The following is a 24,361-nucleotide window of genomic DNA, read 5'->3' as shown; positions in this document are numbered from 1 at the left end:
CCGGGCCATTCTTTACCCATATAGAGACCAACCGCGATACCGGAGTAAAGCCATGCAAACCCGTAATAAGATTCTTGATGACGTTTCCCAACTGATGACCAACGCCATGGGCGTCGCGCAAGGCGCGCGGGAAGAGGCCGAGAATGCCATGAAGTCGATGATCGACCGCTGGTTAGCCGATCGTGATTTCGTCACGCGCGAAGAATTTGATGCTGTGCGCGCCATGGCCCAGAAGGCGCGCGAAGAGAACGCAGCGCTTGAGGCACGTATTGCCGCGCTTGAAGCCAAGCTGGACAAATAAGTTCCGCACACTCGAGATTTTGAAAAAAGAAAACCGCCGCGCAATCCACGCTGGGATTGTGCGGTGTTGTGTATTTTGACGCCTTACCAAATTTAATCAAGACAAAGCTGGCGGTGGCGCCAATATTTTGATCGCCGTTGCCGACTGTCCACAACTTATTGATGTTATCCCCAACAAATAGGGTTGCCAGAACCCTGCCAGCGGCGCACCATATCTAGTACAGGCAGACTGGGGAAGCCCGGCTTGTAGAGCAAGCAACTAGCGTTGGGGCGCTGCCAGCCCCTAAAAGGCTAGAGATTAGTGAGGTGGCATTATGGCCCTTTCCGAACAGTTTCTCGAAGAAGACCTTCATCCAATCGACATTGTTGAACATCTTGCCGAACACCACGACTGGGATTTCGACCGGATCGGGGATGATCAGATTGCCATGGCTGTCGAAGGACAGTGGCGCACCTATTCGATCACCTTGGCCTGGTCCAACTATGACGAAACGCTCCGCATGGTGTGTTCTTTCGAAATGGAACCTCCATCCGAGCGCGAGAACGAGCTTTATGAGCTGCTCAATAAGATGAATGATCAGTGCTGGGCCGGTGCATTTACGTATTGGGCCAATCAAAAGCTGATGGTCTACCGGTACGGTTTGGTTCTGGCGGGTGGCCAGATGGCCAGCCCGGAACAGATCGACACGATGATCACCGCTGCGGTTCTGAGCGCCGAGCGCTATTACCCCGCGATCCAACTGGTCACCTGGGGCAACCGCGATCCCGAGGATGCAATGCAGGTCGCCATTGCAGAGGCCTACGGCCGCGCGTAAAGCTTTGCCCCAAACCGGATAAGGAGAGGGGCAATCATGGACATGTCACGCGTCGCCGAGCAGGGGCTAGTTCTTCTGGGGTGCGGCAAGATGGGTTCGGCCATGCTCGCCGGTTGGCTGGAGCATGGTCTTCCTGCGTCAGCTGTCTGGGTGATTGATCCGTACCCCTCGGATTGGCTGAAGGCGCAGGGCGTCAATATCAACACTCCATTACCCGAGGCCCCGGCGGTCGTGCTGGTTGCCGTCAAGCCGCAAATGATGGGCGATGCGCTGCCATCAATCAAGGCGCTGGGCGGTGGCGGTAGCCTTTTCGTCTCGGTCGCGGCGGGTACGTCTATTGCAACCTTCGAGAATGTACTGGGCGAAGGCACTCCGATCGTGCGCGCCATGCCGAACACTCCGGCAGCAATCCGGCAGGGAATCACGGCGCTGATTGGCAATTTGGTTGCATCGGATGCTGATGTTTCTCTTGCCGAAAACCTGCTGTCCGCCATCGGTGACACAGTTCGCCTTGAGGAAGAATCGCAGATGGATGCGGTGACAGGTCTTAGTGGCTCTGGTCCGGCTTATGTCTTTCATCTGATCGAAACGCTGGCCGCTGCCGGGCAGGCTCAGGGTCTGCCGCACGATCTGGCGATGAAGCTGGCCAAATCCACGGTGGCCGGAGCAGGAGCTTTGGCAATGGCGGCCGACGAAGACCCTTCGCAACTGCGCGTCAACGTAACGTCGCCCAATGGTACGACGCAGGCCGCGCTGGAAGTGCTGATGCATGAGGAAGAGGGTTTCCCCGACCTGCTGCACCGCGCCGTCAAGGCCGCGACTGACCGATCCAAGGAGCTGTCCCGTGAGTGAGATTTCATTCGACGATTTTCTGAAGGTCGACATCCGGGTCGGTAAGGTCCTCCGCGCCGAGCCTTACCCAGAGGCCCGCAAGCCGGCGATCAAGATGTGGATCGACTTTGGTGACGAAATTGGCGAGCGCCGAACCTCAGCCCAGATAACGGCGCATTACGATCCGACGACGTTGGTTGGCAAACAGGTGATGGCCGTTGTCAATTTCCCGCCGCGCCAGATCGGCAAGTTCATGTCCGAGGTTCTGGTGCTGGGCCTGCCCGATGACAAGGGCGAGATCGTTCTGATCGGGCCGGATGGCGAGGTTCCAACCGGCGGACGGATGCACTAATGAAACTTTTGATCGCACGCCCCATGACCGCCGCTGTTGAGGCGCGCGCCCGGGCCGAGTTCGACGTCGAAATCCGCAGCAGCACGTTGCCAATGTCGCCCGAAGAAATGCGGCGCGCATTGGCTGAGTTCGATGTGGTGGTTCCGACGCTGGGGGATCAGTTTTCGGCCACAATTTTCTCCGAAATGCCGCAACCGCGTTGTAAACTGCTGGCCAATTTTGGTGTGGGGTACAACCATATCGACGTCGCTGCCGCGCAAGTCGCAGGGGTTCAGGTCACTAACACCCCCGGTGCAGTTACCGATGCCACTGCTGACATCGCGATGACCTTGCTGTTGTCGACCGCGCGTCGCGCGGGCGAGGGGGAACGGCTGGTCCGTTCGGGCAAATGGCAAGGCTGGCATCCGACCCAAATGCTGGGTCATCACGTGACCGGAAAACGCGTTGGGATCGTCGGGATGGGCCGCATTGGTCAGGCGATTGCGTGGCGTTGTCATTTTGGTTTCGGGATGGACGTGGCGTACCAGTCGCGCAGCCCGAAAGAGGTGGAATTTCCCGCAGAAAACATACCCGACCTGAAAGAACTGGCCGCTGCGGTCGATTTCCTGGTGCTCGCAGTGCCCGGCGGTGCGCAAACGCGCCACTTGATCAATGCGCCGGTGCTGGAGGCGATGAAACCTTCGGGCATCTTGATCAACATCGCGCGCGGAGAAGTTGTGGACGAATCCGCACTGATCAACGCCCTGCAATCCGGCCAGATCGCAGGCGCGGGCCTTGATGTGTATGAGTTCGAACCCACCGTTCCGCAGGCCCTGCGCGATATGGAGAATGTGACGATATTGCCCCATCTTGGCACTGCGACCGAAGAGGTCCGCACCGATATGGGGCATATAGCACTGGACAACGTTGCAGCTTTCGTCGCAGGGCGACCTTTGCCGAACCCGGTCTAGCGCCCGACGGCCTCGCGCCAATGTTTGCGGCAGAGCGAAACATAGGTTTCATTGCCGCCGATCTGTACCTGTGCGCCTTCGGTGATGGCGTTGCCGTTTTCGTCCTGACGGATGACCATCGTGGCCTTGCGCCCACACTCGCAAATGGTCCGCACTTCGCGCATCTCGTCCGCCAGTGCCAGCAAGGCAGCGGAGCCGGGAAACAGGTGGCCCTGAAAATCCACGCGCAAGCCATAGGCAAGGACAGGCACCCGCAGGTCATCGACCGCGCGGGCCAATTGCCAGACTTGCTCTTCGGTCAGAAATTGCGCCTCATCAATAAAGACGCAGGTGACGTTCCCTTTTTTCAGGCGCTGTTCAATCATCGCAAAAACGTCGGTTTCAGCGGCGAACGTGTCCGCATCGGCCGATATGCCGATCCGCGACGCAATCCTGCCAACACCGGCCCGGCCATCAAGGGCCGCAGTCATCAAATAGGTGTCCATCCCCCTCTCACGGTAATTGTGCGAGGCTTGCAGCAACACGGTCGATTTTCCCGCGTTCATCGTCGAATAATTAAAGTATAGTTTTGCCATGGGTTGGGTCTAAAACGCCTGTCCAATTCGGGCAAGCCATCAATAGCCTTCAAAAAGCGACGCCGCCATTATCGTTGCGGAGGTCGAGCGTAAGCCCATTGGGGATGGATCCCCCCGCCCCAACAACGGCGACGCCGTCGGCCAACATGCGGCCTAACCGTAGCGGGACAAGAATACCGACCCGCAATCACTCATTACCGGCATTAAATGCCGCCACTCACTCACAAAACCCCCGCATATCTGAGGGATAGCCAACATATGACATTTCAATTATGAATCGAGTATGGGAATTTTCTTTTCCCTTTCCCCCGCAATGGCAGATTTAGTGGGGCGTGCAGGCAGTAAAGGTAAAAACATGGCAGATATCGGGGCCTACCTGAAAAAACACACAGAAGCGCTGGTTAAAGACGTGGGAATCGAATCCGCGTGCGAGATTACAGGCAAATCCAAAGCCACGTTGGGCCGTTATTATTCTGACAATGTCGAACATACTGATCGGTTCATGCCGGTCGATGCGGTGGCGCGGCTTGAGGCAGTGGCAAACTTCCCTCACGTCACCTCGGCGCTTGCCGATCTGAAAAATATCACCCTGTCCTATGATGGGCGCAATGACGACAGCCCCCGCACTGGTGGAGTGAATTCCGACGTCATCGCGCTGAGCCAGCGGTTTGCGATGCTGATGACCGAATATCAATCGGCGATCGAGGATGGCATCATCACGGTGAACGAAGCCAAGCGCCTGTTGAGGGAAACGAGCCAGCTGCAACAGGTCCTGCTGGACATGAAGCTGCACCTGGAAGAGGAAAGCGTGAGCTGACGGCGGTTTGCTTTGTTTTTGCTACGGTCAATTACCCCTCGCATGGGGATCACGCGATAAACTATGTTTGACTTCCATACGCCCAAGCTTCCTAAACCTCTGAATCTTGACCTTGCCTTGCTGAACGGCGGCGGGTCATGTCCGAGCCAGTTCTATGGCCAAACCCATGACGAACAGGATGTTTATGTTCGCTACCGAGGCGGTCGGCTGAGCGTTCAGATTGCTGAAAAACCCGGTGCCGACCCCATCAGCGCCGAGCCGATTTTGTCAGCTGATGTTGGCCCGACCTTAGACGGAACGATTTCGCTGAGGCAGTTCTGCCACTATTTTGGTGTCACTGTTCAGGGTGTTGTACCCACGGAAACCAGCCCTGATGCAGACAGAAACACTGACCTGTCCGGACAAACAACCTACCTTCGAGCTTACTTGGACCGGATCACGCTCGAAACGTCTCGGGTAATTTTAAAGGTCTGTACGCAGGCTTTTCCGAATGCGATTTTGGTGCGTCCGGTCTTGGACGAAAAGTTCAGGCTGAAAGAGTTGGCCGAGGTGACAACGGATGTAACCGATGATGGTGTTTGGCTGATCGACGGTTCAACAAGCGTTGCGGACATAAAAACATGCCCAAGCCGTTACGTTTTGCCAACGGAGGGGCAACTCCAGATTCATTTGAGATTCGATCTTTGGAAGTGGCCGCGACCGCGCAATTCGAACAGAGGCTGTGAGCTGGCCTGTCAGGATTTAGGGCGCAATCTGATTGTTGCCGGTTTGCAGGGAATGCCAAAAGAAGAAGAATTGGCTATTTCCAACTTTCACATTTCGACTCAGTTTCCAACTGCTGATATCTCGGCACGGGACGGCCTGAATGAGCTTGGCGATGCGCTAAGAGCCGTATTGCCCGAAACCGACTTAGCGCAGGTCAGGTTGGACAGTGATCAGGTTGTAGCGAGGTTTACGCGGCCACTAGACCCAGTCTTGAACCAGTGGTGCAAGTCAGGGTCAGACCGTTGGTTAGAGGTAACCCGAAAGAGCCGCGACGGTCCTTGGCTTGGTGTTCGCCCCGTGTGATCCCGGCATCAACCGTGTCGCTTCACTATCACCGAACCCACCGAATAACCGGCGCCGAAGGAACAGATCAGCCCTACGTCACCATCAGTCAGATCATCTGAATACTTGGAAAACGCGATGATGGAACCGGCCGAGGACGTGTTTGCATAGTCCTGCAGGATGTTGGGCTGTTCGCCAGCCTCGGGTTCGCGTCCCAGAACCTTCTTGCCGATGAAGTCATTCATGGTCTTGTTGGCCTGATGCAACCACAGACGTTTGAGGTCTGTATTCTCCACACCCTCAGATTCCATGTGATCCGAGATGTGCTTGCTGACCATTGGCAGCACTTCTTTGAAGACTTTGCGTCCGTTCTGCATGAACTGCATGTCACGGCGGTCGACCACCCCGTCAGGGCGTGAACGACGCAGGAAGCCGTTGTTGTTGCGGATATTGTTCGAGAATTCGGTCGCGCAGCGTGTTGACAGAATTTCGAAATGCGGACCCTTCGCGTCTTCGACCCGCTCGATCAAAGTGGCGGTGGCCACGTCGCCAAAGATGAAATGACAATCGCGGTCGCGCCATTCCAGATGCCCTGAACAAATCTCGGGGTTTACCACCAATGCGGCGCGGACCGAGCCGGAGCGGACCATGTCCGCGGCGGCCTGAATCCCGAAAGTGGCCGAAGAACAGGCGACATTCATATCAAACCCGAACCCGTTGATCCCAAGGGCCTGCTGTATCTCGATAGCAACCGCAGGATAGGCGCGTTCGTGGTTCGAGGCGGCGCAGATCACCAGATCAACGTCCTCAGCGCTGCGCCCGGCCTGTTCCAGCGCCTTTTTACACGCATCCACGGCCATCTCGGTCATGATGCCCGGTTCGTCATCGCCACGTTGACGCAACAAGGGATGCATCACGTCAGGGTCCAGAACACCGTCCTTGTCCATCACGTAGCGTTTCTCGATACCCGAGGCCTTGAAGATGAACTCTTCCGACGAATGCTGCATCGGCTCAATCTCACCCGCCGCGATTGCGTCTGCGTTTTGGGCGTTCATCTTGTCGGCATAGGCGTTGAAGGCCGTGACAAGTTCGGCGTTGGTGATGACGTTTTCGGGGGTGAAAACACCTGAGCCGGTGATCGCGGGCGTGTACATGATAAGACCTGAATGTTTCGGATTCGCCCAAAATGCAGGCATACAAGGGTTAGATCAAGAGACGTTGACCCAAGGGAATGTCAAAGTTTCGGCTTAAATCCGCTTCGCTTCTTGAATAGTTCATATTTCGAAGTATATGCGAGGCCAAAGTTACAAACGGATTCACCGATGACCCATGACGACAGTGCGCTGGTCCGCTGCCTCAGCCCCGAAGTGCAGGCGATGATGGGAGTCTATGCGCTCTACTGGAAACTGGAAGAAAGCCTTGACGCACTAGAGGTCGGGCTGAGCCATCAGGAATGCCATATGATGGTCAAGCTTGAGCGACCCAAACGCATGGGCGTTTTGGCTGCAGACATGCTGACGGTGCCGTCCACCATCACGTCAACCGCTGACGCGCTGGAAGAGGCAGGGTACCTGACCCGCCAGCGCGATCCGGAAGACCGTCGGGCTTGGTTGTTGGTTCTGACCGACAAGGGGCTTGAGATGCGACAGGTTCTGATGTCCGAGGCGGGAGACCTGTTCCGCAGAGCTTCTGGGCTGGATGCTGACGAAACTGCCGAATTTGCACGACTGGCCCGGAAGATCCGGGAAAACATAATGAAAACAGGAATTCCTGAGGGATTGAAGAAATGAAACTCTTCACTGTACTGAGCGTCGCTCTGACCGTGTTCGCCACCTCCGTTTTGGCGCAGGATAGCGCCAAGCCCGTAAAACTAATGATGGTCCAAGAGACATCGCCCGGCTTCTCGCGCCAGTTTTTTGGTCGCGTCGCTGCGCGGCAAACCGTCGATCTGGCCTTTCAGGTTTCCGGGCAAATCGTCGAAATGCCGGTGACCGAGGGGTTTGTGATACCCAAGGGCGAGCTGATCGCGCAACTGGATCAGGAACCATTCCAGCGCCGCTATGACCGCGCTGTCCTGCAAAAGGATCAGGCGGATCGTACCGTGGCCCGTCTTTCTCGTTTGCGCGGAACCACAGCCAGCCAGGTGGCGGTGGACGACGCGGAAACCGAAGCGCAACTGGCGGATATCGCCGTCCGCGATGCCGAATACGATCTGGAACATGCAACACTGACCGCGCCGTTTGACGCGTTGGTATCTCGTCGAACGGTCGAGTCTTTTACCACTGTAAACGCAGGGGCACCCATCGTGCGTATCCACGATATGTCCGAATTGCGGATCGAAGTGGATGTGCCGGAAATCCTGTTCCAACGCTCGGGTCAAGAAGATGACATTACGATTACGGCGAAGTTTCCAACCAGCGACGAGGTCTTCCCTCTGCAGATCCGAGAATTTGACGCGGAAACTTCAAGCGTCGGTCAGACGTTCCGTATCCAGTTTGGTCTTACCCCTCCCGAAGGATTGCAGATTTTGCCGGGTTCGTCGGTGACCGTGAATGTGAAGGTCCAGGATGCCCGGACAGGTATCGTTGTGCCTGCAACGGCCATCATTTCGGGCGCAGAGGGCGGTCTGGGCGTCATGGTGTTTTCACCGGTTGGGGCCGATGAAGGCGCCGTCCAGCTAGTGCCGGTTACCATCGAACCCACGCAGACCGGCGAAGTCCGTGTTCTGACAGGGTTGAACGATGGTGACGAGATCGTCGTCGCGGGTGGCAGCACCTTGACAGATGGCCAAGCCGTTCGCCGCTTTGTCGGCTTTGCAAACTGAAGGGCGGATCAATGAACATTGCGCGCGCATCCATTGATCGCCCGATCTATACGTGGCTGATAATCCTGATCGCCCTGTTTGGTGGCGTCTGGGGGTTTCTGTCGTTGGGACGTCTGGAAGATCCGGCCTTCACCATTAAAAACGCGGTCATCGTGACCCAGTATCCCGGTGCAACGGCTGAACAGGTGGCGCTGGAGGTATCCGAGCCACTGGAATCCGCCATCCAGCAAATGGGTGAGGTTGATACGATCACATCCGTGAATCAGCCCGGGCTTTCGCTGATCGAAGTTGAGATCCAATCGACATATGACGGAACCGAATTGCCCGAAATCTGGACCAAGCTGCGCGCCAAGGTGCGTGATACGGCCCGCAGCCTGCCGTCCGGAGTGCAGGCGCCGCTGGTCAATGACAGGTTCGGCGACGTGTTCGGGCTGTTCTATGCGGTAACGGCTGATGGGTTTTCGGACGCTGAAAAACACGAGCTGTCCACCTTCTTGCGGCGCGAATTGCTGACCGTCGAAGGCGTCGCAGACGTAGAAGTGATGGGCCTGCCGCAAGAGGCTATCTTTGTAGAACCCGATCTGGCCATCTCGGTGAACCAGAATGTGCCGCTGCAGTCCATCAATGAAGCTATTGCCAACGCAGACTCTGTGAACGCGTCGGGTTCGCTGCGTTCAGAGAATGACCGTACAACGATCCTGACCGCCGAAGGGTCGGACTCAGTTTCCGCCATCGCCGGTCTGTCTGTCGGTTCGCAGGGGCAGGTGATCAACCTGTTTGACATGTCTGACGTTTTCCGAGGTCGCCAGACCGACCCGGACATTATGATCCGCTTTAACGGGACCGAGGCTTTTACGCTGGGGATCGCTGGCCTATCCTCCGAAAACATTGTTGAGGTCGGCAAGCGCGCCGATGCGAAGTTTGCGGAACTTGACCCTCAGATCCCCTTTGGCGTCGAAATCCTGCCGATCTACCAACAGCACGTGGTGGTGGAACAGGCCTCAAACGACTTTCTTGTGAACCTCGCCATGTCCGTTACCATCGTGGTCATTGTGCTGGCGGTTTTCATGGGGTGGCGCGCGGCTATTGTCGTTGGCTCGACCCTTTTGTTGACCGTGGTGGGAACGCTTCTGTTCATGTCGATGTTCTCGATCGAGATGGAGCGGATATCACTGGGTGCGCTGATCATCGCGATGGGTATGTTGGTGGATAACGCCATCGTTGTTGCCGAGGGTATGCAGATCGCCATGTTGCGCGGCAAGAACTCGCGCGATGCGGCGGATGAGGCTGCGTCCAAGACGCAAATCCCGTTGTTGGGCGCGACGGTAATCGGGATCATGGCTTTTGCTGGGATCGGTCTTAGCCCCGATGCGACGGGCGAGTTCTTGTTCTCTCTGTTTGCGGTGATAGGTGTTTCGCTTTTGCTGAGCTGGGTACTGGCACTGACGGTGACCCCCTTGCTTGGTCACTATTTCTTCAAACAGGGCGAGGAAGGGGCCGTGGATGCCTATGGCGGGATCATGTTCCGTGTCTACGGCGCGATTTTGCGTTGGGCGCTGCGGTTCCGCTGGCTGGTCGTTGCCGGGCTGGTTAGCGTCACTTTTGCCTGTTTCGTCGGGTTCGGTCTGGTAAAGCAACAGTTCTTCCCGGATTCGAATACGCCGCTGTTCTTCGTGCACTACAAGCTGCCGCAAGGTACGCCTATCGCGCGGACGGCTGAGGACATGGCCGTATTTGAGGAATGGCTGGACAACCGCGAAGACGTGGTCGCCGTCACCACATTTGTGGGGCAGGGCGCAACCCGGTTCTTGCTGACCTACTCGGCAGAGAAACCGAACCCCAGTTATGGTCACATGATCATCCGCACCGAAACTCTAGATGACATCCCTGCATTGCAGGCGGATCTTGAGGCGTTTGGCTCGGCGCAATTCCCCGAAGGTGAGTTCCGCACCAAACGTCTGATCTTTGGTCCCGGCGGCGGTGATCCGATCCAGGCGCGGTTCTCGGGCAGTGATCCGGCGGTTCTGCGGCAGCTTGCGGATGAAGCGATCCTGCGGATGCGCGCGGCCTCTGAGAATGCCCTGCATGTTCACCACGACTGGCGTGAAAAAGAGCTGGCTGTTCAGCCTATCTACGCAACCGAACGGGCGCAGACGGCTGGGGTGACCCGTGAAGATATCGCCGGAACGCTGCAATTCTCGACCGATGGTGTCAGGGCGGGTGTGTTCCGTGAACGCGACCGCCTGATCCCGATCATTATTCGCCGCCCTGCGGACGGAGATTACTCGATCGTTGACCAGGTCGTTTATTCGGATCAGTCAAACAGATTTGTTCCAATCGAACAGATGGTCGACGGGTTTGAATACCAATCGCTCAATACGTTGGTTCACCGCCGCGACAGGGTGCTGACCATCACGGTCGGGGCCGAAATCCCTGCGGGCCTGACGGCGGCTCAGGTCCACTCGGAAGTACGCGCTGCAATCGAAGAGATGGAGCTGCCTGCTGGTTATCGCATGGAGTGGGGTGGCGAGTTCGAAAACGCGGGTGACGCCAACGAAAGTTTGGGCCGTCAGTTACCGGTCAGCCTGCTGATCATGGTGCTGATTTCGGTGCTGATTTTCAACGCTGTCCGTCAGCCGATTATCATCTGGTTGCTGGTGCCGATGTCCGTGAATGGTGTGGTCATTGGACTGCTGGGCACGGGTCTGCCGTTCACATTCACGGCACTGCTGGGTCTGCTCAGCCTGTCAGGGATGCTGATCAAAAACGGCATCGTACTGGTCGAGGAGATCGATCTTGTCCGCGAAACCGGCAAGGGCCTGCGCGAGTCGATCATCGAGGCTTCGGTCTCGCGTCTGCGCCCCGTGATGCTGGCCGCAATCACCACTATTCTGGGCATGGCGCCGTTGCTGACGGATGCGTTCTTCAAATCCATGGCGGTGACGATTATGGGTGGTCTGGCTTTCGCGACAATTCTGACGATGGTCGCGGCACCCGTCTTCTACATGATCTTCTTCGCGCGAGATGAAAAGCGTGAGATTAAAGAAGCCGCTGCGTAACAGCTCAGATTTTTGTCGAATTTCTCAAACCCGGCTAGTGTCCTATCCAGCCGGGTTTTTCGACCAATTGACTCGGTCTAAGGCCGCCTGCGTTTCAGGGGCAATGTCATAGTTGGATCGGGCATTAGTATCATAACTTCGCCAAGCGCTCGACGTGATTGCCTTGCAATGCCAGATGCCATTGGATTTTGGGGTGATCAGACTGCCTCGTGACTTCAACAGCCCGATTGTGTGGACGTGCCATGACGTAAACCAAAGAGGACCAGAGGGCGCGATGCAGTATTTGGCTCTGCACAGTTTGTCGTCCGCCTTTTTGCGGATGTGATCGGAATGTCGAAAATTTTCGGTGCAGCCTGCATCCGGATACCGCCATTCCACACCCAGGCGGACAAACCCGGTTGGCCGTTTTTGGGTGAGGTCAAAAATTGAACCGCTTTTGCACCAGACCAGTTCATCAACATCACATTGAAGAACCGCGCGAGCGCCCGAAAGAAAACGCAAGCGCGCGATGTTCAGCAGCGAAGTCTGCAGAAACATCGTATTGTGACGGTTTTTGCCCTTTCTGTCTTGCGAAACAACGCCGTACCTGAAAGGCGCGGACAGCACCGTTGGGTTATGGATCCCACCTCGCCTCAGCGCTTCGCGGATGTCGTCCAGCCCATACCAGGTTGAGGCATTGTCGAAGAACAGCATCTGCTCCAGCCCATGCATCTGACAATGGTAACGAGCAAAATCTTCAATCCAGGTCAGGTCGTTGTCACGCGACAAGGTTACGGCCACGTTTTTCCCAGTGTGAGGGGCAGAATCCTGTTCGACCGAATTCACGGGCGACTCGACGCTTGAACCGGCCCATTCAAACCTTAGGGTTTGTGGCTTCTTTGATGCCCGGATGAACAATACATCATAGAACTCATCGGACTTCAGGCGGGGTTTCCCGACTTTGTCTTCATCCAGATAAAACTGGCCTTCTCGGATCACGTGGTACAGGCCGAACAGTTTTGGGCAGAAAACCACCAGGCTGCCCCGGTCCCAAAATGCATCGTACCAGAACGTGTCATAGTCGTACACGTGCTCGGTATAGTCTGGGCCAACATGGCCCGGTTTCATTTCGCGGCGTAGCCCGAGTTCCGTAAGGCTGCTGGAGGCAAAAATCGGATAGTGCTCTTGTGTCAATGTCGTTGCCTTAAACTTGCTGGCAATTTCGAATTGTTGCCGCCAACTTACATGCGCTTAGATAGCCAGCTCATCGGTATTTCTAGCGCCGGGTTCAGTCGCCCGGATCCCTCGCCGGGTCATAGTGATAATAAAAACAGGACAGTTTGTTCCCGTCAGGGTCACGCAGATAAGTGACATAGAAATCAGGTGCGTAATAGTCTCTTGTACCCGGGGCACCAGTGTCTGTGCCACCATGCTCCAGCCCTGCAGTGTGAAACTGTCGGACCGTTGCGGCGCTTTGGGTGGGAAACGCGATCATCGTCCCGTTGCCCACATCGGCAGGGTTCCCGTCAAAGGGTGTGTTTATCCAGAACCCGGTCCCATCGTCTGGTTCGGTTCCCCAACCCGCACGATCTTTGGTCCATCCCGGAAGGCGTGGCAGTTCCAAGACAGAAAAGATCGCGTCATAGAACTTAATGGCCCGCGACAGGTCATTTGTTCCATAAGTGACGTAAAGGCGCACGGCTTCCCCCGATTTAGGGACGGTATCACACGGCCTTTATATCGGAGGGTTACAGAAAAACGGCACTGAAAGCTGTTTTAGATCAGCGGGACAAAGGGCACATCACACGCTGCAAGCGTCATCATTGCGGCGAAAACGATAAACCTGCGCATTTGTTTTTTTCCTTCTGCTCAATCATAGAAAAGATGCGCGCCCGGGGACACAAGGTCAACGGGCGCGCGAAACGTTCGGTCGTGTAAGCAGGTTAAGGCCGATCAGCCCTGCAGCGATCTAACCTCGACATCGCCTTCGGTCTGCGCCTTAATCGCCAGCGCGGCGGCGTGGCTTGCGGCAGCTGTCGTGTAGTATGGGATCTTGTCATACAGTGCGATGGACCGGATGGCCTTGCTGTCCTCAACCGCCTGCGCCCCTTCGGTGGTGTTCATCAGCAGCTGAACTTGACCGTCTTTCAACATATCGACCACGTCCGGGCGACCCTCATAGACCTTGTTGACGATCTCACAGGCAACGCCTTGCTCGGCCAACCAGCTTTGTGTGCCACGGGTCGCGACAAGCGAAAAGCCCTGTTCCGTCAGAACTTGAGCGGCTTCAAGCATAGCGGCACCTTTATCGGCGTCCTTGATCGAGATAAACGCACGACCCGAAGAGGGCAGAACCATGCCTGCGCCCATCTGCGCCTTGAGGAAGGCGCGCGGGAAGTCGCGGTCCCAGCCCATGACCTCGCCAGTGGAACGCATTTCCGGGCCCAGAATGGTGTCAACGCCGGGGAAGCGGGCAAAAGGCAAAACAGCCTCTTTCACCGAGAACCACGGCATGTCCGGATCGGCCAGCGTCATCTGGTCGGCAATCTTGGTATCCTGACCATCCTTGTATGCGGGGCGCATAGGGAAGTTCGATAGTTTCTCACCGGCCATGACGCGTGCTGCAATCGAAGCAATCGCACTGTCGGTCGCCTTGGCCACAAACGGTACGGTCCGCGAGGCGCGTGGGTTCACTTCGATCAGGTAGATTTCATCGTCCTTGATCGCGAACTGCACATTCATCAGGCCGACAACGTTCAGTGCCTTGGCCAGCTTGAACGTCTGGCCCTTGATCTGATCGATAATCTCTGCCGACAGAGAGTAGGGCGGCAGCGAACAGGCCGAGTCGCCGGAATGTACGCCCGCCTCTTCGATATGCTGCATGATGCCCGCAACATGCACGTCGGTACCATCGCACAGCGCATCCACGTCCAGCTCGACCGCACCGGCCAAGTAGCTGTCCAGCAGCACAGGGCTGTCGCCCGAGACGACCACGGCCTCGTTGATGTAGCGCCTCAGTTGGTCCATATCGCGCACGATTTCCATCGCGCGGCCGCCTAGAACGTAAGAGGGGCGGATTACCAGCGGAAAACCGATCTCTTCAGCAATATCCAGCGCTTGCGCGTCGGTTGAAGCGATGCCGTTTCTGGGCTGTTTCAGACCCAGATCACTAACCAGCGCCTGAAAGCGTTCACGGTCTTCGGCCAGATCGATGGCATCCGGAGTGGTGCCCAGGATCGGAATGCCTTCGGCTTCCAGCGCGTTGGCCAGTTTCAGGGGCGTCTGACCGCCGTACTGAACAATCACGCCGTGCAGCGTCCCGTTTTCCTGTTCCTTCGTCAGGATTTCCATGACGTGTTCGAAAGTCAGAGGTTCAAAATAAAGACGATCCGAGGTGTCGTAGTCGGTCGACACGGTCTCGGGGTTGCAGTTGATCATGATGGTTTCATAACCAGCGTCGGTCAGCGCGAAACAGGCGTGGCAGCAGCAATAGTCGAACTCGATGCCTTGACCAATCCGGTTCGGGCCACCGCCAAGGATGACGACTTTCTTGCGGTCAGACGGACGCGCCTCGCATTCTACGTCACCCATCATGGGGGCTTCGTAGGTCGAGTACATATAGGGCGTCTGCGCCTCGAACTCGGCGGCGCAGGTGTCGATGCGTTTGAACACGGCTGTAACGCCCAGATTGCGGCGCGCCCGGCGGACGTTGTCTTCGTCACGACCAGTCAGATTTCCCAAACGCGCGTCAGTAAAGCCCAGCATCTTGAGCTTACGGATGCCTTCCTCGGTCACGGGCAGGCCGTCTTTGCGCACTTGGCGTTCGGCTTCGATTATCTCGCGGATACGGGCAAGGAACCAAGGGTCGAACTTGGTGACGCCAAAGATCTCATCGTCGGTCAGCCCGTGGCGCATTGCTTGCGCGATGGTGCGCAGACGGTCGGGCGTCTGCTGGCTGATTGCTTTGATGACGGCGGCCTTGTCGTCGGCTTCGTCCCAGACACCGACATTCAGGCCGGGGATTTCCACCTCATCAAACCCGGTCAGACCCGATTCCATCGAAGCCAGCGCCTTTTGCATCGATTCGTGGATGGTACGGCCGATAGACATGGCCTCACCCACCGATTTCATGGCGGTGGTCAGGTAGGGCTCGGAGCCGGGGAATTTCTCGAACGCGAATTTCGGAATCTTGGTGACAACATAGTCGATGGTCGGCTCAAAGCTGGCCGGGGTGACTTTGGTGATGTCGTTGTCCAGCTCATCCAGCGTATAACCGACGGCCAGCTTGGCGGCGATCTTGGCAATCGGGAAACCGGTTGCCTTTGACGCCAGCGCCGAAGAACGCGATACGCGCGGGTTCATCTCGATCACGACCATCCGTCCGTCGACCGGGTTGATCGCCCATTGTACGTTCGATCCGCCGGTCTCGACGCCGATCTCGCGCAGCACGGCAATCGAGTGATTGCGCATGACCTGGTATTCTTTGTCGGTCAGCGTCAGGGCTGGGGCAACGGTGATCGAGTCGCCGGTGTGCACACCCATGGGGTCGACGTTTTCGATGGAGCAGACGATGATGGCGTTGTCCGCAGTGTCGCGCACCACCTCCATCTCGTATTCTTTCCAGCCCAGCAGGCTTTCATCGATCAGGATTTGGCCAACGGGCGAGGCATCCATGCCCGTGCGGCAAATATGAATATAATCCTCGCGGTTATACGCCACGCCGCCGCCGGTGCCGCCCAGCGTAAAGGCGGGGCGGATGATGGCGGGTAAGCCCACATTTTCAAGGGTTTCAAGGGCCAGTGCCACACCGGCGTCCAGGTCTTTCTTGCCGCTTTCGTCCTTGGGGGCCGTCACGATCTCGGCCTTTGGGTTTTCGATACCCAGCCGGTCCATCGCCTCGCGGAACAGGGCGCGGTCTTCAGCCATTTCGATGGCGTCGCGTTTAGCGCCGATCATCTCGACACCAAATTTGTCCAACACACCCATCTCTTCCAGCGCGAGTGAGGTGTTCAGGCCAGTCTGACCACCCATAGTGGGCAGCAGGGCGTCGGGGCGCTCTTTCTCGATGATCTTGGCGACAACCTCGGGCGTGATCGGCTCGATATAAGTCGCGTCGGCCAATTCGGGGTCGGTCATGATCGTGGCGGGGTTTGAGTTCACCAGGATGACCCGGTACCCTTCTTCCCGTAGTGCCTTGCAGGCCTGAGCGCCGGAATAGTCGAACTCGCAAGCCTGACCAATAACAATGGGGCCCGCCCCGATGATCATGATCGACTGAATGTCGGTTCTTCTCGGCATGGCCACGTTCCTTCGATTGTCCGCGATTCAGGGCACCCCCAAGCGCCCAAATTGTCCTGCGTTATAGGGACCGCGCGAAAAGGTGCAAGGGGGATCGGAAACAGGGGCGAAATTGCCGCTTTCCCCCCTTTCCCTTGGCGGCGTATTCTCTATACCGCGCAGCACGACAAATGAGGATGCAATTGCGTATTCGTTTTGATCAGGGGCCAGCCGGATCAGGAACCAGTTTTGACCGGCCAGCCGAAATGATCCGCGCGGACAATGCGGAGGACGTGCCCCAAGCGTTGGAGGCGCTGGACGAGGCGCGCGCGCAAGGGGCTTGGTTGGCTGGCTATGCCAGCTATGAGCTAGGGTACGTGCTGGAACCGCGCCTGTCTGAGCGTTTGCCAGAAGGCCGCCGGCTGCCTTTACTATGCTTCGGCGTTTATGATCGCCCCATTCAGCGGGAATTGCCGGTTGCATCCGGTGGCGTGACCCAGTTTGAGCCGCGCTGGGACGAGGCGCGGTACACGCAGGCGTTTCAACACGTGCATGACGCCATTGGGGCAGGGGATATTTATCAGGCCAACCTGACATTCCCGATTGATATGACTGTAGAGGGCGATAGCGCCGCGCTTTATGCCGCGCTCACGGCCGGACAGCCCGTAGGTCATGGCGCGTTGATCCAGCAGGATGGGTTGCCCGATCTGCTCAGCCGGTCTCCTGAGCTGTTCTTTCGCACGAACGCGGACCGCGGGATCGAAACCCGCCCAATGAAGGGGACCCAACCCCGCAGCGAGGATATGGCTGAAGACGCCCGGCGTCGCGCGTTCCTGGCGGTCGACGAAAAGAACCGGGCTGAAAACCTGATGATCGTCGATCTGTTGCGCAACGATATCAGCCGCGTCGCGATGCCCGGATCCGTCAAGGTGCCCGAACTGTTCAAGGTCGAAACCTATGCGACCGTGCATCAGATGATCTCGCTGGTGCAGGCGCAGCTGCACATGGGCGCCGAGCTGTCCGATATCCTGACGGCTTTGTTTCCCTGCGGCTCCATTACCGGTGCCCCCAAAATTCGAGCCATGGAGATTTTGTCCGATCTCGAACCCTGGCCTCGCGATGTTTATTGCGGTGCAATCGGGTGGGTTGCGCCGGACGGGCGTTCCGAATTCAACGTGGCCATCCGGACCCTGATGGTCGAGAATGGCGCGGCCACCCTCAATGTCGGCGGTGGAGTGATCTGGGACAGCACGGCCCCATCGGAATATGAGGAAGCGCTATGGAAAGCTCGCTTTGCCCACCAGCTGACCCTGACTTCCGCCTGATCGAAACACTGGCCTTTCGACCCGGGCAAGGGTTCGTTCGCCGAGATCGGCATCTGGCCCGTATGGCTCGGTCAGCTGCGGCCATGGGCATTCCTTTCGATGTGTGCGCCGCCATCCAGACACTGGACGCTGTCGTAGGGCAATCACCTCTGCGTTGCCGGCTTACGCTGGCAGTTGATGGAACACACGATGTGACAACCGGAGTACTGGCCGATAACCCACCATTATGGCGGGTCGCGGTCACCAAAATGCGGCTTTCCGCGTCGGATGTTTGGTTGCAGCACAAGACGACACAACGCTCTGTTTATGATACGGCTCGCGCATCGCTGCCGGACGGAATAGACGAATTTCTGTTTCTGAATGAACGTGAAGAACTGTGCGAAGGGACCATCACCAACCTGTTCCTGCATATGCCGGACGGCCGTCGTCTGACGCCAAAGCTGACCTGTGGTTTGCTTCCGGGGATTCTGCGAGAAGAACTGATTGATAATAAACAGGTTACCGAAAGCGTCTTGTCCTTGACCGATCTGAAAAACGCGGAAAAAGTTTTCGTAGGGAATTCCTTACGTGGCCTGATCCGGGCGGAATTGGCGGTATTGTGAGCAAACAAAGCGATTGGGCGCATGACGGGACGCATCACCTGCGGCTACGGCTGGAGTTCGGCCTGTTCTTTGTCGCAGTACCAGTTCTGATCGCGGTCTTTTTTCCTCCGAATTGGATGTTTCCGTCGCTGTTCACCTTCACGGCCATCGGTATCATCCTGCTCCATTACACGCCGGGTTTTGCCTGGGCCGAACTTCGGTACAACTGGCGCAATTGGACGTGGCGCGAGCTCGCTCTCTTCACTGTTGCCATGGCGGCGTTTTGCTCGGCGGTCGTCATGGCGAAGCGACCGGATGTTGCATTTCGCATGCTTCTCTACCGGTCCGAATTCCTGGCAGTGATCTGGCTGGCTTACCCGATTGCTTCGGCCCTTCCGCAAGAGCTTTTGTTCCGGTCGCTGTTCTTCCGCCGCTACCAGGCGATCCTGCCAAACGGGAAGGCGGCTTACCTACTGAACGCGTCCTTGTTTTCGCTGGCCCACCTGATGTACTGGAGCTGGATTGTCGCCATCATGACCTTTGGCGGAGGGCTGTTGTTCACTTGGGCCTACCGCCAACGCGGGTCGTTTTTCTACGCGGTCCTGCTGCACGCTATTGCGGGTAATGTTATCTTTGCGGCGGGTCTGGGCATCTATTTCTATTCCGGCAACGTGCAAAGGCCGTTTTGACGGCGCGACCTGCCTTGACTTTCCAAGCCTGACAGGGTGTACCGGCGCGACGAATTCTACGCCCGAAGGGATAAATCCATGCACGCCTACCGCAGCCACACCTGCGCCGCACTGACCGCCGCCAATGTCGGTGAAACCGTCCGCCTGTCCGGTTGGGTGCATCGGGTACGAGATCACGGCGGCGTGCTGTTCATCGATCTGCGCGATCATTTCGGTGTGACACAGGTTCTGTGTGATGGCGACAGTGCAGCTTTTGCCGAGCTTGAGAAAGTACGTTCGGAATGGTGTATCCGCATCGACGGCACCGTCAAAGCACGTGACCCGGAGCTGGTGAACTCGAAACTGCCGACCGGTGAGATTGAAGTTTACGTGCGGGAGCTTGAGGTTCTGGGCGCGGCTGACGAACTGCCGCTGATGGTGTTCGGAGATCAGGAATACCCCGAAGAAACGCGTCTGCGCTACCGTTACCTGGACCTGCGTCGCGAAGCTATGCAGCAGAACATGACCCTGCGCTCGGATGTTGTTTCTTCCATGCGCAAACGTATGTGGGATCAGGGCTTCCGCGAGTATCAGACGCCGATCATCACCGCATCTTCGCCTGAAGGCGCGCGCGACTTCCTTGTGCCGTCGCGTTTGCATCCGGGCAAGTTTTACGCGCTGCCGCAGGCCCCGCAGCAGTTCAAACAGCTGATCATGGTGTCGGGCTTTGACAAGTATTTCCAGATCGCACCGTGCTTCCGTGACGAAGATCCGCGTGCCGACCGTTCGCCCACCGATTTCTATCAGCTTGACCTTGAGATGTCGTTTGTCGAACAGCAAGACGTGTTCGACACGATCCAGCCGGTTCTGACCGGTGTGTTCGAAGAGTTCGGCGGTGGCCGCAAGGTCGATCAGGAGTGGCCGCAGATCTCCTACAAGGATGCTGCATTGTGGTACGGTTCCGACAAGCCGGACCTGCGCAACCCTATTAAAATGCAAGTGGTCTCTGACCACTTCCGCGGGTCTGGCTTCGCGATTTTCGCGAAGCTGTTGGAGCAGGAAGGCACCGAAATCCGCGCCATCCCCGCGCCGACCGGTGGTAGCCGCAAGTTCTGCGACCGCATGAACGCCTTTGCTCAGAAAGAGGGTCTGCCCGGCATGGGCTACATCTTCTGGCGCGATCAAGGCGAAGGGATGGAGGCCGCAGGACCGCTGGCCAAAAACATCGGCCCCGAGCGCACCGAGGCGATCCGTCAGCAGCTGGGTCTGGGCGTTGGCGATGCTGCCTTCTTCCTGGGTGGTAAGCCGAAAGCCTTTGAAAAGGTCGCTGGTAAGGCTCGCGACGTGATCGGTGAGGAACTGAACCTGACCGAGAAAGACCGCTTTGCTTTTGCTTGGATCGTGGACTTCCCGATCTACGAGCAGGACGAAGAAACCGGTGCGATCGACTTTGAGCACAACCCGTTCTCGATGCCGCAAGGCGGGATGGAAGCGCTGCTGGGGAACCCCTTGGACGTGCGTGGCTATCAGTACGACCTGGCCTGTAACGGGTACGAGCTGGTGTCGGGCGCGATCCGGAACCACAAGCCGGAAATCATGTTGAAAGCCTTTGAACTGGCTGGATACGGCGAAGAAGAAGTGAAAAGCCGCTTTGGCGCGCTGTTCAACGCCTTCCATTATGGTGCCCCGCCGCACGGTGGCTGCGCCGCTGGTATCGACCGTATCGTGATGTTGCTGGCCGATGAAGCCAACATCCGCGAGGTCATGATGTTCCCTATGAACCAGCGTGCCGAGGATCTAATGATGGACGCACCATCCGATCCGACCTCGGATCAGATGATGGAGCTGGGCCTGCGGATCATCCCTCAGGACTGAGAATAGCAAAACCCGCTGCTGACCCTGCAGCGGGTTTTTTCATGGCTTGTGCTTGTACAAAGGTCATGGCTATGGACCGGTATTCATCGCTTGGTCGCAGGTCTGCATAGCCCGTTTGTTGGCGACCTATTCCCATGGGTCCCTAAATGACTTCCGGCTAGAGCGAATATCGCGGGCGGTGGCGCGGGTTTGCCAGTAGACCCAAAGGCACAAGATCGTTGCGGTTATGAAGTAAGCGGTCATCATCTCAAATCGCCTCACGCTGTTCCAAACGGGTCTGCACAATCCCGGCGACCTGAGCGGCCACGGCCGTTACTGGGGTTCCGTCTGCCCGCGACTCGGCAAGCCGCTGGGCCGCTTCGGCCAAAACCGTATCCTCGGCATCGCGGGCAACCCCGCGCAGAAACTGTGCCGCGTAATCCAGCGTGCGCTGATCATTCGGACCGGCCAGAATGTCGGCGATATGCGCCATGTCATCCTGATAGGCCAACGGATCGGCGTTAATGATCTCATCCCGGACGGCATGCAGGCTGCTGGGTCGGCGATCTTCGGGCAAACGTTCCAGGATGGACGTCTGAAAATAGGCCAGCGATTTGAGGGGTTTCGCTAAAAACCCGTCGGCACCGGCCCGCATTGCGGTGCGTTTCATGTGGTCATCCCCGGACATGCCAAGAATGGCCCCAATGCGGGGCGCAGCCTCAGACAGATCAGCGATCAGATCCGCGCCGGACCCGTCCGGCAGACCCATGTCCACGATGATGACAGACGGGCGGTAGATCTGCAGGTGACGCCGTGCCGATTGCAGGCAATCCGCCCGCCTGATGCGCGCGCCGCTGTGCAGGCACATCAAGCGGATGGCGTCGCAGGCATAGCGGCTGTCTTCCACAACCAGAATAGTTTGTCCCAGCAGGGGCCGCGTGGCCGTCGGCTGCGCGGGAGAGGCGAAGGGGCTCGAATCGTCCATGGCGGAACTCCTAATCAGCAGATACGTCACGCTAGGAACTTCTGGCTAACAGGGCGTTAACGGCAATTTGGCGCACTTGTTCTTTGTTCAATCAGCCCCCATAACCGCTGCAACGCAGAACAGAGGAGAGTTCCATGATTGGTCGCCTGAACCACGTAGCCATTGCCGTACCCGATCTTGAGGCCGCCTCGGAGCAGTATCGCAACGCGCTGGGCGCGAAAGTCGGCGCGCCGCAGGATGAGCCGGATCACGGCGTCACAGTTGTGTTCATCGAACTGCCCAATACCAAGATCGAACTGCTTTATCCGATGGGCGATGACAGCCCGATCAACGGGTTTCTGGAAAAGAACCCCGCTGGCGGCATCCACCATGTCTGCTATGAGGTCGAGGATATCATCGCTGCCCGCGATCACCTGAAAGAAACCGGCGCGCGCGTGCTGGGTTCGGGTGAGCCCAAGATCGGTGCGCATGGTAAACCGGTGCTGTTCCTGCACCCCAAAGATTTTAACGGCTGCCTGGTCGAACTGGAACAGGTGTAACCTAACCCCGGAGGGGATAAGATGTCGATTACTGGTGCGGCCGTTCTGTTCGCTGTGATCTGGTTCATGACCTTGCTGGTGGTGCTGCCAATCCGCATCAAGACGCAGGGCGATCTGGGTGATATCGTTCCGGGCACCCACGCGGGCGCACCTGAAGAGCATCACCTGAAGAAAAAGATGTGGATCACCACCGGTATCACGGTGGTGCTCTGGGCCATTATCGCAGGCATCATCCTGTCCGGCATGATTTCCGTGCGAGACTTCGACTGGCTGAACCAGCTGGAGCCGCAGCGCTGATCTTTAAGCCATAGACCCTGATAGCTTGTGGTAGATATGGGTGAACGTTGCGACCCCAAGGATTGGGATCACAAGGTTCACCAGGGGCACGGATAGCGGGATCGCCATCAAAATGCCTGCCATCCAGATGGTCGTTGCGTGTTTGGCGCGCAGCTTACGTGCACCTTCGCGACCCAACCTGCGCATGGCCGCCAGCGTAAAGTATTCCCGCCCCAACAAGAAACCGTTCATGCCCCAGAAGATGAAGGGAGCGAGTGGGGTAAAGATTGCATAGAGAATCAGGGCCAGCAGGTTGGCAACGATCAGAACTCCCATGAAGCTCAGCCCGTCGCGCAGGCTTTCGCTGAATGGAATGCCGGGTACAGCAGGCAAAGATGGGTAATGCTTGTCTTCGACCGCTTGCGCGACGTCTTCCAGAAACATCGACGTAATCGCCGAGGCCACCGGGACCATCAGAAATACGGGCAGGATCAGGACGACAAAGATGCCGGAATAATTCAGCACGTCGTTCAACCACGGCACGGCACCGATAAAGGGCAGAGAGATCTCGTTCCCCGACAGCCTGTTTATCAGCCAGATCGCCAAAGCACATGCGGCGATCAGCAAAACAATCGTCAGACCAACGCCGCGCAACAGGACAGCCCGGAACTTTGGGTCGCCGATCTGTCCCAGCGCTGCAAAAAAGGCGTTGAGAATGGTCATTCCGAAACCCACTGCGTCAACCCATCCACGTCAGGGCGGGGTCTTTCGGGCGGTGCTTTGCCCTCGGTCGCGATATGGACCAGACCCGCGACGCGCTCATTATCTTGTAGCCCGAACGCCTTTTTGCAAAAGTCCCGGTTGTGGGTCTGCCAACCGGACAGCCAGTTCGCGCCCCAACCCGCAGCAAGCGCCGCGTTCAGCAAAGCCAGGCACACTGCGCCGGCGGAATAGGTTTGTTCAATCACCGGGATTTTCGCGGAGGGTTTTTGTACCTCGATCACGGCGACCGCCAGATGGCCCATGTCAAACTGACTGCGGGCCTTGGCGATATCCTCAGCAGTTTTACCAAGGGCAGCACCGCAGTCTTCGGTCAGCTGCGCCAGGCGCGGCATGGCACCTTTCTCAAGCACGATAAAACGCCAGGGTTCCAGCTTGCCATGATCCGGGCTGCGTGCGGCGGCGGTCAGCAGGGGCAACAGCTGGTCCCGCGTCGGGGCGGGTTCAATCAGCGTTTTCGCAGGGCGCGACCGTCGCGATTGCAGAAACTCCAGAGCGGCCGGATTCTTCAAGGACATATGTTAACT

At 57.5% G+C, this 24,361-nt stretch carries 24 protein-coding genes; 16 read left to right on the top strand and 8 right to left on the bottom strand.

Translation table 11 applies throughout. The features are described 5' to 3' along the window. Window positions 1–52 precede the first annotated feature (52 nt). The 5 genes from AC2FGC_RS05740 to AC2FGC_RS05720 all read left to right on the top strand — a co-directional run bounded on the left by AC2FGC_RS05740 (window position 53) and on the right by AC2FGC_RS05720 (window position 3,248). The gene (locus AC2FGC_RS05740) at window positions 53–301 is read left to right on the top strand and encodes an accessory factor UbiK family protein (protein ID WP_050604795.1); all 249 of its coding nucleotides are present in this window, start codon (window positions 53–55) and stop codon (window positions 299–301) included. A gap of 313 nt (window positions 302–614) precedes the next feature. Beyond that, window positions 615–1,115, top strand: coding sequence for a type III secretion system chaperone family protein (locus AC2FGC_RS05735; RefSeq protein ID WP_496724030.1), 501 nt, complete (start codon window positions 615–617; stop codon window positions 1,113–1,115). Window positions 1,116–1,151: 36 nt separating this feature from the next. Next, window positions 1,152–1,967: a pyrroline-5-carboxylate reductase gene (gene proC / locus AC2FGC_RS05730; protein ID WP_058275971.1), complete on the top strand. Its 816-nt coding sequence runs from the start codon at window positions 1,152–1,154 to the stop codon at window positions 1,965–1,967. Further along, window positions 1,960–2,298 carry a tRNA-binding protein gene (locus AC2FGC_RS05725; RefSeq protein ID WP_496781616.1) on the top strand — a complete coding sequence of 113 codons (339 nt, stop codon included), beginning with the start codon at window positions 1,960–1,962 and terminating at the stop codon, window positions 2,296–2,298. The genes proC and AC2FGC_RS05725 overlap by 8 nt, the downstream gene beginning before the upstream one ends. Next, window positions 2,298–3,248, top strand: coding sequence for a 2-hydroxyacid dehydrogenase (locus AC2FGC_RS05720; protein WP_496781614.1), 951 nt, complete (start codon window positions 2,298–2,300; stop codon window positions 3,246–3,248). The genes AC2FGC_RS05725 and AC2FGC_RS05720 overlap by 1 nt, the downstream gene beginning before the upstream one ends. On the opposite strand, the gene AC2FGC_RS05715 is transcribed toward AC2FGC_RS05720, so the two are convergent. After that, entirely contained in the window at window positions 3,245–3,823 is a 579-nt protein-coding gene (locus tag AC2FGC_RS05715) for a thymidine kinase (protein ID WP_108859299.1), read from the bottom strand. The genes AC2FGC_RS05720 and AC2FGC_RS05715 overlap by 4 nt on opposite strands. A 355-nt stretch (window positions 3,824–4,178) precedes the next feature. Between AC2FGC_RS05715 and AC2FGC_RS05710 the strand changes: the two genes are divergently transcribed. Both AC2FGC_RS05710 and AC2FGC_RS05705 read left to right on the top strand, forming a co-directional pair. Then, window positions 4,179–4,640, top strand: a complete 462-nt coding sequence (locus tag AC2FGC_RS05710; protein WP_058275729.1) for a hypothetical protein — start codon at window positions 4,179–4,181, stop codon at window positions 4,638–4,640. Between the two features lie 63 nt (window positions 4,641–4,703). Beyond that, on the top strand, window positions 4,704–5,708 hold the full coding sequence (locus AC2FGC_RS05705; protein ID WP_496724039.1) for a hypothetical protein: 1,005 nt from the start codon (window positions 4,704–4,706) through the stop codon (window positions 5,706–5,708). An 8-nt stretch (window positions 5,709–5,716) separates the two neighbouring features. Here the strand turns inward: AC2FGC_RS05705 and AC2FGC_RS05700 are convergent, their stop codons facing one another. Continuing rightward, entirely contained in the window at window positions 5,717–6,841 is a 1,125-nt protein-coding gene (locus tag AC2FGC_RS05700; protein ID WP_496724041.1) for a beta-ketoacyl-ACP synthase III, read from the bottom strand. A 168-nt stretch (window positions 6,842–7,009) separates the two neighbouring features. Here AC2FGC_RS05700 and AC2FGC_RS05695 point away from each other — a divergent pair, with 168 nt between their 5' ends. The 3 genes from AC2FGC_RS05695 to AC2FGC_RS05685 are packed head-to-tail and all read left to right on the top strand — an operon-like array spanning window position 7,010 to window position 11,570. Then, window positions 7,010–7,477 (top strand): MarR family winged helix-turn-helix transcriptional regulator, encoded by a 468-nt coding sequence (locus AC2FGC_RS05695; RefSeq protein ID WP_282151756.1) that lies wholly within the window; start codon window positions 7,010–7,012, stop codon window positions 7,475–7,477. Further along, complete coding sequence (locus AC2FGC_RS05690) at window positions 7,474–8,511, top strand: efflux RND transporter periplasmic adaptor subunit (protein WP_496724044.1); 1,038 nt, start codon at window positions 7,474–7,476, stop codon at window positions 8,509–8,511. The genes AC2FGC_RS05695 and AC2FGC_RS05690 overlap by 4 nt, the downstream gene beginning before the upstream one ends. A gap of 11 nt (window positions 8,512–8,522) precedes the next feature. Then, the gene (locus AC2FGC_RS05685) at window positions 8,523–11,570 is read left to right on the top strand and encodes an efflux RND transporter permease subunit (protein ID WP_496724046.1); all 3,048 of its coding nucleotides are present in this window, start codon (window positions 8,523–8,525) and stop codon (window positions 11,568–11,570) included. A 42-nt stretch (window positions 11,571–11,612) separates the two neighbouring features. On the opposite strand, the gene AC2FGC_RS05680 is transcribed toward AC2FGC_RS05685, so the two are convergent. From AC2FGC_RS05680 to carB, 3 genes are all read right to left on the bottom strand, one after another. Then, on the bottom strand, window positions 11,613–12,743 hold the full coding sequence (locus AC2FGC_RS05680; protein ID WP_496724048.1) for a hypothetical protein: 1,131 nt from the start codon (window positions 12,741–12,743) through the stop codon (window positions 11,613–11,615). Between the two features lie 94 nt (window positions 12,744–12,837). Beyond that, on the bottom strand, window positions 12,838–13,248 hold the full coding sequence (locus AC2FGC_RS05675) for a VOC family protein (protein WP_496724050.1): 411 nt from the start codon (window positions 13,246–13,248) through the stop codon (window positions 12,838–12,840). A 254-nt stretch (window positions 13,249–13,502) separates the two neighbouring features. After that, a complete protein-coding gene (gene carB, locus AC2FGC_RS05670) occupies window positions 13,503–16,847 on the bottom strand; it encodes a carbamoyl-phosphate synthase large subunit (protein ID WP_496724052.1) in 3,345 nt (1,114 codons plus the stop codon). A 176-nt stretch (window positions 16,848–17,023) separates the two neighbouring features. Here carB and AC2FGC_RS05665 point away from each other — a divergent pair, with 176 nt between their 5' ends. The 4 genes from AC2FGC_RS05665 (at window position 17,024) to aspS (ending at window position 21,275) form a co-directional block, all read left to right on the top strand. Beyond that, the gene (locus tag AC2FGC_RS05665; RefSeq protein WP_496781611.1) at window positions 17,024–18,151 is read left to right on the top strand and encodes an aminodeoxychorismate synthase component I; all 1,128 of its coding nucleotides are present in this window, start codon (window positions 17,024–17,026) and stop codon (window positions 18,149–18,151) included. Further along, window positions 18,106–18,753, top strand: coding sequence for an aminotransferase class IV family protein (locus AC2FGC_RS05660; protein WP_496724054.1), 648 nt, complete (start codon window positions 18,106–18,108; stop codon window positions 18,751–18,753). The genes AC2FGC_RS05665 and AC2FGC_RS05660 overlap by 46 nt, the downstream gene beginning before the upstream one ends. Then, window positions 18,750–19,421 (top strand): CPBP family intramembrane glutamic endopeptidase, encoded by a 672-nt coding sequence (locus AC2FGC_RS05655; RefSeq protein ID WP_496781609.1) that lies wholly within the window; start codon window positions 18,750–18,752, stop codon window positions 19,419–19,421. Before AC2FGC_RS05660 ends, AC2FGC_RS05655 begins: the two co-directional genes overlap by 4 nt. 78 nt (window positions 19,422–19,499) lie before the next feature. Continuing rightward, on the top strand, window positions 19,500–21,275 hold the full coding sequence (aspS, locus tag AC2FGC_RS05650; RefSeq protein WP_496724058.1) for an aspartate--tRNA ligase: 1,776 nt from the start codon (window positions 19,500–19,502) through the stop codon (window positions 21,273–21,275). A gap of 247 nt (window positions 21,276–21,522) precedes the next feature. Here aspS and AC2FGC_RS05645 read toward each other — a convergent pair whose 3' ends face one another. Continuing rightward, window positions 21,523–22,239 (bottom strand): response regulator, encoded by a 717-nt coding sequence (locus AC2FGC_RS05645; RefSeq protein ID WP_496724060.1) that lies wholly within the window; start codon window positions 22,237–22,239, stop codon window positions 21,523–21,525. A gap of 134 nt (window positions 22,240–22,373) precedes the next feature. Between AC2FGC_RS05645 and mce the strand changes: the two genes are divergently transcribed. Both mce and AC2FGC_RS05635 read left to right on the top strand, forming a co-directional pair. Then, a complete protein-coding gene (gene mce / locus AC2FGC_RS05640) occupies window positions 22,374–22,778 on the top strand; it encodes a methylmalonyl-CoA epimerase (protein ID WP_058275955.1) in 405 nt (134 codons plus the stop codon). Window positions 22,779–22,799: 21 nt separating this feature from the next. After that, the gene (locus tag AC2FGC_RS05635; RefSeq protein WP_496724063.1) at window positions 22,800–23,075 is read left to right on the top strand and encodes a DUF1467 family protein; all 276 of its coding nucleotides are present in this window, start codon (window positions 22,800–22,802) and stop codon (window positions 23,073–23,075) included. Between the two features lie 3 nt (window positions 23,076–23,078). Here the strand turns inward: AC2FGC_RS05635 and AC2FGC_RS05630 are convergent, their stop codons facing one another. Together AC2FGC_RS05630 and AC2FGC_RS05625 are read right to left on the bottom strand one after the other, a co-directional pair. Further along, a complete protein-coding gene (locus AC2FGC_RS05630) occupies window positions 23,079–23,777 on the bottom strand; it encodes an EI24 domain-containing protein (protein WP_496724065.1) in 699 nt (232 codons plus the stop codon). Further along, window positions 23,774–24,352 carry a nitroreductase family protein gene (locus tag AC2FGC_RS05625; protein ID WP_496724067.1) on the bottom strand — a complete coding sequence of 193 codons (579 nt, stop codon included), beginning with the start codon at window positions 24,350–24,352 and terminating at the stop codon, window positions 23,774–23,776. Before AC2FGC_RS05625 ends, AC2FGC_RS05630 begins: the two co-directional genes overlap by 4 nt. Window positions 24,353–24,361 lie beyond the last annotated feature (9 nt).

Source organism: Ruegeria sp. CDSC054, from assembly GCF_059610645.1.
The sequence above is the reverse complement of the archived record's forward strand: the minus strand, read 5'-3'. Positions and strand labels throughout refer to the sequence as shown.

Bases quoted from the DNA above. Each gene is read 5' to 3' on its own strand.
- AC2FGC_RS05685 (WP_496724046.1), top strand. From the start codon at position 8,523: ATGAACATTGCGCGCGCATCCATTGATCGCCCGATCTATACGTGGCTG.
- AC2FGC_RS05695 (WP_282151756.1), top strand. From the start codon at position 7,010: ATGACCCATGACGACAGTGCGCTGGTCCGCTGCCTCAGCCCCGAAGTG.
- AC2FGC_RS05645 (WP_496724060.1), bottom strand. From the start codon at position 22,239: ATGGACGATTCGAGCCCCTTCGCCTCTCCCGCGCAGCCGACGGCCACG.
- carB (WP_496724052.1), bottom strand. From the start codon at position 16,847: ATGCCGAGAAGAACCGACATTCAGTCGATCATGATCATCGGGGCGGGC.
- AC2FGC_RS05740 (WP_050604795.1), top strand. From the start codon at position 53: ATGCAAACCCGTAATAAGATTCTTGATGACGTTTCCCAACTGATGACC.
- mce (WP_058275955.1), top strand. From the start codon at position 22,374: ATGATTGGTCGCCTGAACCACGTAGCCATTGCCGTACCCGATCTTGAG.
- AC2FGC_RS05710 (WP_058275729.1), top strand. From the start codon at position 4,179: ATGGCAGATATCGGGGCCTACCTGAAAAAACACACAGAAGCGCTGGTT.
- AC2FGC_RS05630 (WP_496724065.1), bottom strand. From the start codon at position 23,777: ATGACCATTCTCAACGCCTTTTTTGCAGCGCTGGGACAGATCGGCGAC.
- aspS (WP_496724058.1), top strand. From the start codon at position 19,500: ATGCACGCCTACCGCAGCCACACCTGCGCCGCACTGACCGCCGCCAAT.
- AC2FGC_RS05720 (WP_496781614.1), top strand. From the start codon at position 2,298: ATGAAACTTTTGATCGCACGCCCCATGACCGCCGCTGTTGAGGCGCGC.
- AC2FGC_RS05705 (WP_496724039.1), top strand. From the start codon at position 4,704: ATGTTTGACTTCCATACGCCCAAGCTTCCTAAACCTCTGAATCTTGAC.
- AC2FGC_RS05665 (WP_496781611.1), top strand. From the start codon at position 17,024: ATGCAATTGCGTATTCGTTTTGATCAGGGGCCAGCCGGATCAGGAACC.
- AC2FGC_RS05625 (WP_496724067.1), bottom strand. From the start codon at position 24,352: ATGTCCTTGAAGAATCCGGCCGCTCTGGAGTTTCTGCAATCGCGACGG.
- AC2FGC_RS05660 (WP_496724054.1), top strand. From the start codon at position 18,106: ATGGAAAGCTCGCTTTGCCCACCAGCTGACCCTGACTTCCGCCTGATC.
- AC2FGC_RS05735 (WP_496724030.1), top strand. From the start codon at position 615: ATGGCCCTTTCCGAACAGTTTCTCGAAGAAGACCTTCATCCAATCGAC.
- proC (WP_058275971.1), top strand. From the start codon at position 1,152: ATGGACATGTCACGCGTCGCCGAGCAGGGGCTAGTTCTTCTGGGGTGC.
- AC2FGC_RS05635 (WP_496724063.1), top strand. From the start codon at position 22,800: ATGTCGATTACTGGTGCGGCCGTTCTGTTCGCTGTGATCTGGTTCATG.
- AC2FGC_RS05700 (WP_496724041.1), bottom strand. From the start codon at position 6,841: ATGTACACGCCCGCGATCACCGGCTCAGGTGTTTTCACCCCCGAAAAC.
- AC2FGC_RS05715 (WP_108859299.1), bottom strand. From the start codon at position 3,823: ATGGCAAAACTATACTTTAATTATTCGACGATGAACGCGGGAAAATCG.
- AC2FGC_RS05690 (WP_496724044.1), top strand. From the start codon at position 7,474: ATGAAACTCTTCACTGTACTGAGCGTCGCTCTGACCGTGTTCGCCACC.